General features: G+C 64.0%; 12 protein-coding genes. 8 read left to right on the top strand and 4 right to left on the bottom strand.

Annotated features, from left to right (window positions below; translation table 11 throughout):
* Positions 1-7 precede the first annotated feature (7 nt).
* Genes tsaC through A11A3_RS08890 form a run of 3 tightly spaced genes read right to left on the bottom strand, consistent with a single transcriptional unit; the run spans position 8 to position 2,797 of the window.
* A complete protein-coding gene (tsaC, locus tag A11A3_RS08900) occupies positions 8-556 on the bottom strand; it encodes an L-threonylcarbamoyladenylate synthase type 1 TsaC (protein ID WP_008928957.1) in 549 nt (182 codons plus the stop codon).
* Positions 557-610: 54 nt separating this feature from the next.
* Complete coding sequence (gene dprA, locus A11A3_RS08895; protein WP_008928956.1) at positions 611-1,669, bottom strand: DNA-processing protein DprA; 1,059 nt, start codon at positions 1,667-1,669, stop codon at positions 611-613.
* 57 nt (positions 1,670-1,726) lie between these two features.
* Complete coding sequence (locus tag A11A3_RS08890; protein WP_008928955.1) at positions 1,727-2,797, bottom strand: LysM peptidoglycan-binding domain-containing protein; 1,071 nt, start codon at positions 2,795-2,797, stop codon at positions 1,727-1,729.
* A gap of 147 nt (positions 2,798-2,944) precedes the next feature.
* Between A11A3_RS08890 and def the strand changes: the two genes are divergently transcribed.
* The 6 genes from def to A11A3_RS08860 all read left to right on the top strand — a co-directional run bounded on the left by def (position 2,945) and on the right by A11A3_RS08860 (position 10,272).
* Entirely contained in the window at positions 2,945-3,451 is a 507-nt protein-coding gene (gene def / locus A11A3_RS08885; RefSeq protein WP_008928954.1) for a peptide deformylase, read from the top strand.
* A 90-nt stretch (positions 3,452-3,541) separates the two neighbouring features.
* Positions 3,542-4,498: a methionyl-tRNA formyltransferase gene (gene fmt, locus A11A3_RS08880; RefSeq protein ID WP_008928953.1), complete on the top strand. Its 957-nt coding sequence runs from the start codon at positions 3,542-3,544 to the stop codon at positions 4,496-4,498.
* Positions 4,485-5,783 carry a 16S rRNA (cytosine(967)-C(5))-methyltransferase RsmB gene (gene rsmB / locus A11A3_RS08875; RefSeq protein WP_008928952.1) on the top strand — a complete coding sequence of 433 codons (1,299 nt, stop codon included), beginning with the start codon at positions 4,485-4,487 and terminating at the stop codon, positions 5,781-5,783. The genes fmt and rsmB overlap by 14 nt, the downstream gene beginning before the upstream one ends.
* Positions 5,784-5,789: 6 nt before the next feature.
* Positions 5,790-7,166, top strand: coding sequence for a Trk system potassium transporter TrkA (gene trkA / locus A11A3_RS08870; RefSeq protein ID WP_008928951.1), 1,377 nt, complete (start codon positions 5,790-5,792; stop codon positions 7,164-7,166).
* A 157-nt stretch (positions 7,167-7,323) separates the two neighbouring features.
* Positions 7,324-8,775: a TrkH family potassium uptake protein gene (locus A11A3_RS08865; protein ID WP_008928950.1), complete on the top strand. Its 1,452-nt coding sequence runs from the start codon at positions 7,324-7,326 to the stop codon at positions 8,773-8,775.
* Positions 8,776-8,856: 81 nt separating this feature from the next.
* Positions 8,857-10,272: an amidase gene (locus A11A3_RS08860; protein WP_008928949.1), complete on the top strand. Its 1,416-nt coding sequence runs from the start codon at positions 8,857-8,859 to the stop codon at positions 10,270-10,272.
* Positions 10,273-10,532: 260 nt separating this feature from the next.
* Here A11A3_RS08860 and A11A3_RS08855 read toward each other — a convergent pair whose 3' ends face one another.
* Positions 10,533-11,522, bottom strand: a complete 990-nt coding sequence (locus tag A11A3_RS08855; RefSeq protein WP_008928948.1) for an AraC family transcriptional regulator — start codon at positions 11,520-11,522, stop codon at positions 10,533-10,535.
* A gap of 93 nt (positions 11,523-11,615) precedes the next feature.
* On the opposite strand from A11A3_RS08855, the gene A11A3_RS08850 reads away from it, so the two are divergent.
* On the top strand, positions 11,616-12,686 hold the full coding sequence (locus A11A3_RS08850) for a fatty acid desaturase (protein WP_008928947.1): 1,071 nt from the start codon (positions 11,616-11,618) through the stop codon (positions 12,684-12,686).
* 318 nt (positions 12,687-13,004) lie between these two features.
* Positions 13,005-13,310, top strand: coding sequence for a hypothetical protein (locus A11A3_RS08845; protein WP_008928946.1), 306 nt, complete (start codon positions 13,005-13,007; stop codon positions 13,308-13,310).
* Positions 13,311-13,324: the final 14 nt, after the last annotated feature.

The following is a 13,324-nucleotide window of genomic DNA, read 5'->3' as shown; positions in this document are numbered from 1 at the left end:
CGGCAATTCAGGCGCGCAGGGTGCGCCCGGTCTCCAAATCGATGATGGTAGAGGGTTTGCTGGCCCGGTCACAGTCGCCGGTCACCACAAAGTCCACCTGCTCGCCCAGTTGGCGCGCCACCTGAAAGCGGTTACGCGCCGACGGCCGGCCACTGATGTTGGCACTGGTGGAAATGATCGGCCCACCGGCCAGCGCCGCCAGCTGGCGTGCCAGCGGGTGGGCGCTGACGCGCACCGCCACCTTGGCGTGTTCGCCGCGTACCCAGGCGGGCACCCGTTCACTGGCTTCCACCAGGAAGGTCACCGGTGCCGGCCAACTGCTGGCCAGTTTAGCCTGCTGCGCCGCCGTGACCTTGATATAGGGCAACAATTGCGGCAAATCCGCCGCCAGCAGAATCAGGCCCTTGGCCACCGGACGCTGCTTGACCGCCAGCAGCCGCATGACCGCCGCTTCATCAAAAGGATCACACCCCAGGCCGTACACCGCCTCGGTGGGGTAGGCCACCAGCCCGCCATGGCGCAGGATGTCGGCCGCACTTGCCAGATGCTGTTGCATGGAATCGTCCGCACAATTTTGACTGCGGCAAAGTACCTTGGCGCCGGCCCGGACTCAAGCACCACCGCCCGAGCGTTTCAGGTAGCCGCCGGCGACTTTCTCCACCCAGCCATCCAGCTCCAGCTGGGAGAGCTGCCCGGCCAGCTCCGCCATGGGCAGGCCACTGCGTTGTTGCAGGCTGTCCAGATCATTCAGCCCGCTGGTCAGATGGCGAATCAGGGTCGGCGCCGGCGCCGCCAGCTCACTGGCTTCCACGCTGCGGCGGAACTCACCGAAGGCCTCGAACACATCGTCCAGGGACTCCAGCCAGCTGGCACCGTCACGCAGCAGCTGATGGCAGCCCTTGCTGAGCGGATTGTGGATGGCGCCGGGCACCGCAAATACTTCCCGCCCCTGGCTTAACGCCGTGCGGGCAGTAATCAGCGAACCGCTCTTGATGGCCGCTTCCACCACGATGGTGGCCAGGCTCAGGCCACTGATGATGCGATTGCGCAGGGGAAAGTGCTGGCGGGCCGGGCCGGCGCCAGGGGCGAATTCGGTAATCAGGGCACCGCCCCCTTCAACAATCTGCTCGGCCAGCAGGCTGTGGCGCGCCGGGTAGATCCGGTCCGGGCCGCAGCCCATCACCGCCAGGGTCTGGCCACCGGCCATGGCGCCCCGGTGGGCGGCGGCATCCACCCCCAGCGCCAGACCACTGACAATCACAAAACCGGAACGGGCCAGGGCACGGGCAAAACGGTGACTGTTATCCAGCCCGTCGGCGGAGGCATTGCGGGCCCCGACCATGGCCAGGGCCGGCCGGGACAACACCGACACCGGCCCCCGTACCGCCAGCACCCCGGGGGCCTCCGGCAGCGACGCCAGCAAGGGCGGGTAATCCACATCACCCAGTGCCACCCAGCGCCAGCCCGCCTCACGCAGGGTGTCGAAATAGAGGGGCAGTTCGCCGGTATTGTCGAGCAGCGCCGCCCGCTCGCGCAGACCCACGGGCAGAAAAGGCAGGAAATCATCCAGCCGGGCGTTCACATCCAGGTGTTGCAGGGCGCGACCCAGAGCCGCCGATGCGGGACAGAAAAGCGCCTGCAAAAGCAGGCGCCGGAATTGTCCGTCCATCGCTCACCTCCCTGTGTGCGTGACGGTTATGAAAGGCGGCCAGGGCGGCCGCCGGTATCAGTAGCTGCCGGCCGGGCTTTCGGCCGCGTCATTCATGTAGATCGGCCGGGTGGACGTCATTACCAGAGCATAGCTGACCTTGTCGAAGACGCGGAACACCACCAGGGTGCCGGTCTTGGAGCGAGGCAGCTGAACCATGTCGCCTTTCTGACGATCCCGCACCACTTCACCCTCGCCATAGACATCCAGAACATTGCCTTCCTTGAGGCCATCACGGATGCCCTTGTTGATCACCACCACATCGCCACGGGCAACGCTGTTGAGGCGATCAAAGAAGCGGATGATCTTGGCTTCGATCTTGTTATCCGGGGCAGAAGGGTACAGAACAGCACGCACCCGGCGATCACTGGTGGAGAACAGGCGATCATCAATGCGCACATCCTCACTGGAGCGGGTAATGTGCAGGGTCAGCATGTCATCATTGTGGCCGGCCACGGACCCCGTGCCGATCTGACGAGCCTCGTAACCCAGCACTTCCTGGGTATCCGGGTCCACGTATTGCTCACCGACACGGAAGAAACCGTAGCTGCTGTCCATGTCTTGCCATTCGTTATCCACGTCCCGGGCATAAACGGTATCGCCTTCACCGAATACCACTCGGCGATCCTGGCCACCCACCACGTAGGGCGCCTTGGCGATTTCATCGCGCTCCAGCACCAGGCCGTCTTTCAGATAGGCCTGGATATCACTCATGGGCAATGCCGGGATGGCGGTATCGTTGGCCACCTCACGTACCCGCGGGGTCAGTTTGACCACGCCATTGGGCATCTTGGTTTCCTGCACGCCACGCTTGACCGTCAGTCGCGGTTCGCCGTCCACATAGGTAAGATGGATTTCATCGCCGGGATAGATCAGGTGAGGATTGCTGATCTCGTCGTTGATCTGCCAGATCTCCGGCCACTGCCAGGGATGTTCAAGGAAACGGCCACTGATATCCCACAGGGTATCGCCGTTTTTCACGTAATATGTGCTGGGATGCCCCTCTTTGAGCATGACCTCAGCGGACGCCAGACCGGAGACCGCCAGCAAAAGGCCGAAGGTCAGGGCGCGCTGGACCGATTTCATCATCACCGGATTCCTTTTATCATTATTGGACTCATCCCCAAGACCGCCCGCGTACCCCCATTCTGGACGCGGTTTCTCTTGGATATTAGCAATGCGATCATATATTTAGCAACCGAATTTCGAGTGCTACCGCAACTTCTGGAAAGGTAAATGGCCAAACTGGAAATACTGGAATTCCCTGACCCCCGGCTTCGCACGGTAGCAAAGCCGGTGGAAAAGGTGGATGACGAGCTTCGCAAACTGATCGACGACATGTTCGAAACCATGTACGACGCCCCGGGAATCGGCCTGGCCGCCTCCCAGGTCAATGTGCATATCCGGCTGATCGTCATGGACCTGTCCGAGGACAAGTCCGAGCCCCGCGTCTTCATCAACCCGGAGATCACCCCCCTCACCGACGACACCGCCCCCTACGAGGAAGGCTGCCTGTCGGTGCCCGGCTTCTACGAAAAGGTGGAACGGCCGGCCCGGGTGCGCATCAAGGCCCTGGATCGGGATGGCAATACCTTCGAGGAAGAGGCGGACGAACTGCTGGCCACCTGCATCCAGCACGAGATCGACCACCTGGACGGCAAGCTGTTCGTGGACTACGTGTCTCGCCTCAAGCGCGACCGCATCCGCAAGAAGCTGGAAAAGATCCATCGCCAGCGCGCCTGATATGCCCTGCAGGAGCTTGCCGGCAAGCGAAAACCCCTCGCTGCCCGAGCACGCTCCTGCACAACCGCCGCCAACACCCCGAGGTTCCTTTTGACACCACTCCGTCTCGCCTTCGCCGGCACCCCGGACTTCGCCGCCGCCAGCCTGCAGGCGGTGCTCGACAGTGACCACCAGGTGGTGGCCGTCCTTACCCAGCCGGACCGGGCCGCCGGTCGCGGCAAGAGGGTCCAGAAAAGCCCGGTCAAGCAACTGGCCGAGGCCCACGGCATCGACGTGCTGCAGCCGCACAACCTGAAGGGCGACGACATCCGCCAGCAGCTGCGCGACCTGCAACTGGATGCCCTGGTGGTGGTGGCCTACGGCCTGATCATCCCCCGGGCAGTACTGGATATTCCCCGCCAGGGCTGCCTCAACGTGCACGGCTCGCTGCTGCCACGCTGGCGCGGCGCCGCACCGATCCAGCGCGCCATCACCGTCGGCGACACACAAACCGGCAACACCATCATGCAGATGGAAGCCGGCCTGGACACCGGCCCCATGTTGCTGAGTGAAGCCCTGCCCATTGGTGACAGTGAAACCGGCGGCCAGCTGCATGACCGCCTGGCGGCCCAGGGCGCACGCTTGCTGGTCACCGTGCTCGACGACCTGGAGCACTACCTGGCCAACGCCACCGCGCAGCCGGAGGACGGCGTCACCTACGCCCACAAGCTCAGCAAGCAGGAAGCCCGGCTGGATTTCCGGCTGCCCACCCGCGCCCTCTACAACCGGGTGCGCGCCTTCAATCCCTGGCCGGTGGCCTGGCTGCCCCTCAATGGTCAGCCCATGCGCGTCTGGCAGGCCAGTGAAAGCCCGCTGCCGGGCCAGCCGGACGATGAGCCCGGCACCCTGCTGCAGGTGGATGACAGCGGCCTGCACGTGGCCACCGGCGATGGCGTACTGTGCCTGGAAACCCTGCAACTGCCCGGCAAGCGTGCCATGACCGTGGCCGAGGTACGGCGCGGCCACCCGGACCTGTTCCAGGCGGGAGACACCCTTGGCGACGCCTGACCCGCGCCTTACGGCGGTGCGCGTCCTCAACCGGGTACTGCCCGGCCAGGGCGACGGCGAAAGCCTGCGCGAGGTGCTGCGCGACTTTCCCCTGGAAGGCGCCGACGGCGGCCTGATGCGTGACCTGTGCTTCGGCGTCTGCCGCTACCTGCGGCCACTCAACCACTGGCTCAACCAGCAACTCGACAAGCCCCTCAAACCCAGCGTGCAACCGCTGCGCCTGGCACTGCTGGCCGGGCTTTACGAACTGTGGTTCAGCGAGCGGCCGGCCCATGCCGTGGTCAACGCCTACCCGGACCTGTGCCGCAAACTGAAAGCCGGCTGGGCCAGCGGCCTGAGCAACGCCATCCTGCGCAAGGCCAGCCGCCTGAGTGCCGACCAGGCCCTGGCCGATCTGCCACCGGCGATCCGCTTCAGCCTGCCCGGCTGGCTGTGGAAACAATGGCAGCAGGACTGGCCGGAACAGGCCGAGGCGCTGGCCGAGGCCAGCCTGCAACCGCCGCCCTTCACCCTGCGCGTCAATCGCCAGCAACACCATCGCGAGGCCCTGCTGGCACAACTGCCCGAGGCCCGGCCCGGCCGACTGACGCCCTTCAGCCTCTATCTGCCGCCCCGGCCGGTGAACCAGTTACCCGGCTTTGCCGACGGCGCCCTGTCAGTGCAGGACGAGGCCGCCCAGTTGCCCGCTGAACTGCTGCAATGCCCGGCGGACGGTCGCATCCTGGATGCCTGCGCCGCCCCCGGTGGCAAGACCGGGCAACTGGCCGAACGCTTCCCCGAGGCGCAGCTGGTGGCCCTGGAGCTGGAGGACAAACGCCTGGCCCGGGTGGCCGAGAACCTGCAGCGCCTGGGCCACCAGGCCACGCTCATGCAGGGCGATGCCAGCCAGCCGCAAAGCTGGTGGGATGGCACCCCCTTCGACGCCATCCTGCTGGATGCGCCCTGCTCCGCCACCGGCATCCTGCGTCGCCAGCCGGACGTGCGCTGGCACCGCAAGCGCAGCGACCTGACGGCGCTGGCCGATTTACAAGCTCGCATGCTGGATGCACTATGGCCGCTGCTCAAGCCCGGCGGCATGCTGGTTTATGCCACCTGTTCGGTGCTGCGGCAGGAAAACGACCGGCAGGTGGAGGCCTTCCTGGCCCGCCAGCCCGATGCGCAGGATGTGACGCCGCGCCCGGAAGAGGCCACAATGGTGGCTGCCGGCTGGCAACTGTTCCCCCGCGCACAGGGGCCGGACGGTTTTTATGTGGCTTGCCTGCAAAAGGCATGGGGAGCGCGTTAAGCGACCATGAAAATTATCATTCTCGGTGCCGGCCAGGTGGGCGGCACACTGGCGGAAAACCTGGCCAACGAGCGCAACGACATCACGGTGATCGACACCGACGAGGATCGCCTGCGCGAACTGGCCGACCGCCTGGACATCGGCACGGTACGCGGCATGGGCTGCTACCCGGCAGTGCTGCGTGACGCCGGAGCCGAAGACGCGGACATGCTGATCGCGGTGACCAACTCCGACGAAGCCAACATGATCGCCTGCCAGGTGGCCTACTCGCTGTTCCGCACCCCCTCCAAGATCGCCCGTATCCGTACCGCCCACTACACCAGCCGCGCCGACAAGCTGTTCAACGAAACCGCCCTGCCCATCGATGTGATCATCAGCCCCGAACAGGTGGTCACCGACTACATCAAGCGCCTGATCGAACACCCGGGAGCCCTGCAGGTGGTCAACTTCGCCGGCGGCCGGGTGCAGCTGGTGGCGGTGCGCGCCTACTACGGCGGCCCGCTGGTGGGCAACGAGCTGCGCGAACTGCGCAAGCACATGCCCAACGTGGACACCCGGGTGGCGGCCATCTTCCGTCGTAACCGGCCCATCATTCCCGAGGGCAACACGGTTATCGAAGCGGATGATGAGGTCTTCTTCATCGCCGCCAAGAATGACATCCGCGCAGTGATGAGTGAGCTGCGCCGGCTGGAGCACAACTACAAGCGCATTCTGATCGCCGGCGGCGGCAACATCGGCTACCGGTTGGCGAAGAGCATCCAGCACCGCTACAACGTCAAAGTCATCGAACGCAGCAGCGGCCGTGCCGAGTGGCTGGCGGAAAAACTGCACCAGACCGTGGTGCTGCAGGGCATGGCCACCGACCGCGACGAGCTGCTCAAGGCCAACATCGAAAACACCGACGTGTTCTGCGCCCTGACCAACGATGACGAAGCCAACATCATGGCCTCACTGCTGGCCAAGCGCCTGGGCGCGCGCAAGGTGATGACGCTGATTTCCAACCCGGCCTACGTGGACCTGGTGCAGGGGCACGACATCGATATCGCCATCTCGCCCCAGCAGTCCACCATCGGCAGCCTGCTCAGCCATGTGCGCCGTGGCGATGTGGTCAACGTCTATTCCCTGCGTCGGGGCGCCGCGGAAGCCATCGAGGCCATCGCCCATGGCGATGCCCGCTCCTCCAAGGTGGTGGGCCGGGCCATCGAGGATATCGACCTGCCGGAGGGCACCACCATCGGCGCCATCGTGCGCGGCGAGAAGGTGCTGATCGCCCACGATGATGTGGTGATCGAGCCGGACGACCACGTCATCCTGTTCCTGATCGACAAACGCCGCACCCGGGACGTGGAAAAACTGTTCCAGGTCGGGTTTACCTTCTTCTAGGGCATTCTATGGCGACAGGAACAGCGGCAAGGCAAACAGCGCCTATAACCGAGTCGGACGTCGAGGGTCGGACGTCGCACGCCTGCAAATCCAGCCAGCAGCATAATGTTTTCGCGTCCGTCGTCCGTCGTCCGTCGTCCGACCAGGCTTCTTAATCATGCATTACGCCCTGATCTCGAAAATCCTTGGTCTGTTGCTGGTGGTGTTCAGCTTTGCCCTGATGCCGCCGGTGCTGGTGTCTTACTGGTTCCAGGAAGGCAGCGAAACCCCCTTCCTGATTTCCTTTGTCATCACCCTGCTGGTGGGGCTGGCCCTGTGGCTGCCGTTCTTCCGCCACAAGGCCGAGCTGCAGCCCCGCGACGGCTTCCTGGTGGTGACCCTGTTCTGGAGCGTGCTGGGCATCATCGGTGGCCTGCCGTTCCTGCTGTCACCGGATCTGGATGTGGGCATCACCGATGCGGTGTTCGAGTCCATCTCCGGCTTCACCACCACCGGTGCCTCGGTGCTTTCCGGGCTCGATTACCTGCCCAAATCGCTGCTGTTCTGGCGGGCGCTGACCAACTGGCTGGGCGGCATGGGCGTTATCGTGCTGGCGCTGGCGGTACTGCCCATGCTGGGCATTGGTGGCATGCAGCTGTACAAGGCGGAGATTCCCGGCCCCAGCAAGGACACCAAGCTCACCCCGCGCATCGCCGAAACCGCCAAGGCACTGTGGTACCTGTACGTGGCCCTGACGGTGATCTGCGCCGGCGCCTATCACCTGGCCGGCATGAGCTGGTTCGACGCCATCTGTCACAGCTTCTCCACCCTGTCCACCGGCGGTTTTTCCACCCATAGCGCCAGCCTGGGCTACTTCCACAGTGGCACCATCAACATCATTGCCAGCGTTTTCATCCTGCTGGGCGCCACCAACTTTGCCCTGTTCTTCGTGGCCTGGAAGGACCGCTCGCCCAAGGCCCTGTGGCTGGACCCGGAGCTGCGTTTCTTCCTCGGCCTGCAGCTGGCCTACGTGATCATCGTGTTCTCCAGCCTGCTGGCCCATGACGTCTTTGCCACCCGCTGGGAAGACTTCCACCACACCCTGCTGCAGGTGGCGTCCCTGTCCACCGGCACCGGCTTTGTCAGCACCTCGATCAGCAACTGGCCCACCTTCGTGCCCTTCATGCTGATCCTGTCGAGCTTCATCGGCGGCTGCGCCGGCTCCACCGCCGGCGGTATCAAGGTGGTGCGCGCCGCCCTGGTGTTCCACCACGGCCACCGGGAACTGCGCCGGCTGATTTTCCCGTCCGGGCTGTTCGTGCTGCGCTTCGGCCGCCGCAAGGTGGACGATCAGGTGTTGCAGGCAGTGTGGGGCTTTGTCGGCGTTTACATCAGCATTGCCGTGCTGTCGGTGATCGCGGTGTGTGCCACCGGCGTGGACTTCGTCACCTCCTTCTCCGCGGTGGCCGCCACCATCAACAACCTGGGCGCGGGCCTGGCCGGGGTCAGCGACAGCTTTGGCCAGCTGCCGGAAGTGGCCAAGTGGATCCTGTGCCTGAACATGCTGCTGGGCCGGCTGGAAATCTTCACCATGCTGGTGCTGTTCACGCCCATGTTCTGGCGCCAGTAGCCGCCCGCCCAGACAGGGCGATTGGCCCGCACGGCAGCGGGCGGCATGGCACCATGCGCTTTTAGCTACCGAGGCCAGCCCATGCCCCGCACCGTCCATGCCTTCACTGATGACGCCCTCGCCCACCACGACGCCACCGCTCTGGCCGCACTGATCGCCAAAGGCGAGATCCACCCGCGCGAAGCCACGGACGCCGCCCTGGCACGTCTGGCGGCGGTGGAGCCACAGCTCAATGCCATGGTGTTGACGGACCGGGAAGCCAGTCAGGCGCGCGCCAGCGAAAAGACGTTTACTGGCTTTTTCGCCGGCGTTCCCAGCCTGATCAAGGACAATATCGACATGCCCGGCCTGCCGACCCGGCACGGCAGCGCCGCGGTGGGCGGCAAGCCGCTGAAGAAAACCAGCGTGCTGGCCCGGCAATATCTGGCCCAGGGCTTTAACGTGATCGGCAAGACCCGCCTGCCGGCCTTCGGCTTCACCGCCAGTACCGAACTGGCCCACGACGGCGCCACCCACAACCCCTGGCACGGCGATTATTCCGCCGGCGGTTCCTCCGGCGGCAGCGCCGCCCTGGTGGCCGCCGGCGTGGTGCCGATTGCCCACGGCAACGATGGCGGCGGCTCCATCCGCATCCCCGCCGCCTGCTGTGGCCTGGTGGGCCTGAAATGCACCCGGGGCCGGCTGGTGACCCAGGAAGCCGGCAAGGCCCTGCCGGTGAACATCATCAGCGACGGTGTGCTGACCCGCAGCGTGCGTGATACCGCCAACTTCTTCAGCGAAGCCGAGCGCTACTACCGCAACCGCAAACTACCCGCCATCGGCCAGGTCACCGGCCCCGGCAAGGGGCGCCTGCGTATCGGCATGATGATCGACTCCATCACCGGCGACCCCAGCTGCGCGCAGACCCGCGCCACGGTGGAGGCCACCGCCCGCCAGCTGGCAGGGCTCGGCCACCGGGTGGAGGAAGCCCGCATCGACCTGCCGCAACGCTTCGTGGACGACTTTCTGCTCTACTGGGCCATGCTGGCGTTTTCCGTCAGCCAGTTCGGCCGGGCCCTGTTTCCCCAGGGCTTTGACCGCAGTCAGCTGGACCCGCTCACCCTGGGCCTGGCGGACTATTACAAACAGCGGTTCCTGAAGACACCGGGCATGATCCGCCAGCTGAAAAAGAGCCAGCAGCGTTATGCCCGCACCTTCAATGACTACGACGTGATTCTCAGCCCGGTGCTGGCCCACACCACCCCGCCGCTGGGCTACCTGGGCGCCGATGTACCCTTCGACACCCAGCTGGAGCGGCTGCTGCGCTATACCACCTTCACCCCCGCCAACAACGCCAGCGGCAGCCCGGCCCTGTCACTGCCAATGGGCCAGACCGACCAGGGCCTGCCCATCGGCGTGCAGTTCTCCGGCCGCCATGGCGACGAGCGCACCCTGCTGGCACTGGGCTTTGAACTGGAACAGGCCCAGCCATTGCGCCAGTTATACCAACAGGCCTAAAACGGGTTCTTCGGGGATTAGCGGGCAACGTACAAGGCCGGATGCACAGCTCTGAGCCAACCCCCTTCACCTGCAAGCGCCTTCTACCAATCCAGGCATTGCCTGTGGGAGCGTGCTTGCACGCGAACAAGCCGTCTTCGTTTGCAAACCAGGCTCACAGGGGACGAGCCGGGAAGACACCGGGGTTTCAGCCTATCGCGTCTGACGTCCAACCTCAGACGTTGTACCAGGCTGCATTCCCGGCCATTCCCCGATAAATCTTAAAACTGACTCGGTGACACCCCGTACCACTTCTTGAAGGCACGGGAAAAGGCGCTGACATCGGAAAAACCCAGCAGAAAGGCCATCTGCGTCACCGTCATGCCCGGCGTGCGCAGGTGCCGCTCCACCAGCATCTTGCGGGTCTCTTCCAGCAGCTTCTTCCAGCTCAGCCCCTCGTCCGCCAATCGACGTTGCAGACTGCGGGTACTCAGGCACAGGGCGGCGGCCGCGTCCGCCTGCGCCGGCTCACCGTCTGGCAGCCGTTGCTCGATCCACAGGGTCAGGCGGCTGGCCAGCGAACCATGCTCCGACTCGGCCAGCCGCTGGCTGAGCGTGGCATCCAGCATGGCCGCCAGCTGGGTATCACTGGCGGCCAGCATCTGCTGGGCATTGGCCTTGTCGAAGGCCAGCGAGTAACTGTCCGACTCGGTGACCGGGCAGCGGCAATAACGGGCCAGGGCCGAACGCAGGGCCGGGTCCATCCAGGCCGGTGCCGCCACGGCCACCGGGTTGTGGTCTCGATCAATGCGGATGCGCAGCAAGCGCACGATGCTGGCCATGACAAAGGCAATCGCCTGGGGATGGGGCTGATGGTCGGTGCTGGAGGCAAAGTGCAGCGCCACGGTCCGGTCGTCCACGGTCAGCTCGGTACTGACCAGGTCACTGATCAGGCGATGAAAGCGGGTAATGCGGTTGAGCACGCTGTGCAGGTCACCGCCCGCCGCCACCGCCAGGCCGAGCGCACCGAAGGTGTTGTACTGGGCATGGCGAGCCGCATCAATGGCCATGGCCGGGTCACCCAGCGCCGCCAGGCTGTCATCCAGCAACGCCGTGGACACCGCCGCATCCAGCCTGGCCTCCGGGTCACGCACCATCATCGGGTCGAGCCCGTGGCGGCGCAGAATGGCCTCGCCATCCACGCCACGCTCGTGCAGCAGGTGCAGCAGCGGCCCCATCAGCAGGGCGGCGGCCTGTTTTTTATTTGCCATTGGCGTCCCCGGTCAAACGGTTGGCGGCCAAAGCCGAGTTTTTCTTGCCTGCGCCCGTCAGGATAGGCGCCATCGAGAAAAGGAGTCTTCACAATGGCGACTACACCTGCCCGCGGCAAATCCGCCACGGATAAAAAGATTCAACGGGAAATCATCGCGATCAGTGATGATATACGGCAACGGCATGGCTGGCTCAAGCACCAGAACGCCATCGGCTTCGGCATTTTTGCCATTGCCATCGCCGGTTGCACACTCAACGCCGTGCTTTACCTGCAGGGGCTGATGCCCGCCTGGGCGGTGATTGTTCTCACCGCCTTCTGGACCTCACTGCTGCACGAACTGGAGCACGACCTGATTCACTGGATGTACTTCAAGAACAACAAGGTCATCCACCATCTGATGATGCTCGGCGTCTACCTGTGGCGCCCCACCACCATCAACCCCTGGGTGCGCCGTCACCTGCACTTCCATCACCACAAGCACTCCGGCGGCGAAACCGACCTGGAAGAACGGGGCATCACCAACGGTGAGAAATGGGGACTCAAGCGCCTGATCATGGTCGGTGACAACATGCTGGCCGTCTACCTGCGTGCCGCCAAATACCTCACCGAACCGCTCAGGCTGTATCGCCGTGGCGTGATTACCCGCAAGGACATCCGCAACTTTCGCCTCATCGGCCTGGTCAGCTACAACCCGCTGGGCGTGATCGTCCACGCCATCTGGCACCTGTTCGTGCTGTATTACCTGGCCAACGGCATCGCCTGGCTGTTCGGCACCAGCATCGCCTGGCCGCCCATCGTCACCGCCCAACTCACCTGGGTCACGCCGCTGGTGGTGGTGCTGATCGCCCCCAACATGCTGCGCACCTTCTGCCTGCACTTCATCTCGTCCAACATGCATTACTACGGCGACAACGAACCGGGCAAGATCACCGAACAGTGCCAGGTGCTCAACGTCTGGTGGCTGTGGCCGCTGCAGGCCTTCTGCTTCAACTTCGGCAGCACCCACGCCATCCACCACTTCGTGGTCCGCGACCCCTTCTATGTCCGCCAGATGACCGCCAAGCGGGCCCATCAGGTACTCAAGGACAATGGCGTGCGCTTCAATGATCTCGGCACCTTCCGCCGCGCCAACCGCATGCACGAGAAACCGCAAGCGGCCTGATCAGCAAACGCTCACCCCAGAAGCCCGCACAATGCGGGCTTTTTTGTTTTCAACGGAACGCCGCCTTGCGGCCACACAGCCCTTTGCAATTTTCTTTATAATCAAGCACTTTGCTGTGACCGAACCAGAAACCGCCCGCCAGGATTTATAAGGAAGGTTCCTTATAAATCCGTGTAGGAGATCTGCCATAGCGGCGCAACCTGTTGTTATGGCAGTCTTTTTATCGGGAAGTATGTACGAGGGTTCCAGAGTTATATAGAACCGAGTTATACGGAGAGAGTCCATAGAACGCTGTTAGCCTGCGGCGAGGAAGGTAACTTGGATTTATCTACACTTATCAGGGAAGAGTGCCACCTTCATGATCTGCTTGACGAGTCAGAGATCCCTCTCGCAGAACTGCAAGCCCTTCTTGCCGACATGATCTCGGACGGAGAGATCGAGATTTACCGATATGAGGCTGAAGGCCCATCAGAGCTGCCCATGGCTGAAGCCCTAGCAGCCTTGGCGGAAACAAGTAACTTTGTCTGGTCTGGAGGCGTGCCGGGCAAGCAGGACCTTTTTCTCGCACCCTTACGCCAGGATGCTGGAAAGCGTCTGGCCCCCACGGCTAACAAGCGACTGTGATCCCAAATCAACCC

Source organism: Alcanivorax hongdengensis A-11-3 (assembly GCF_000300995.1).
Classification (GTDB): Bacteria; Pseudomonadota; Gammaproteobacteria; order Pseudomonadales; family Alcanivoracaceae; genus Alcanivorax; species Alcanivorax hongdengensis.
The sequence above is the reverse complement of the archived record's forward strand: the minus strand, read 5'-3'. Positions and strand labels throughout refer to the sequence as shown.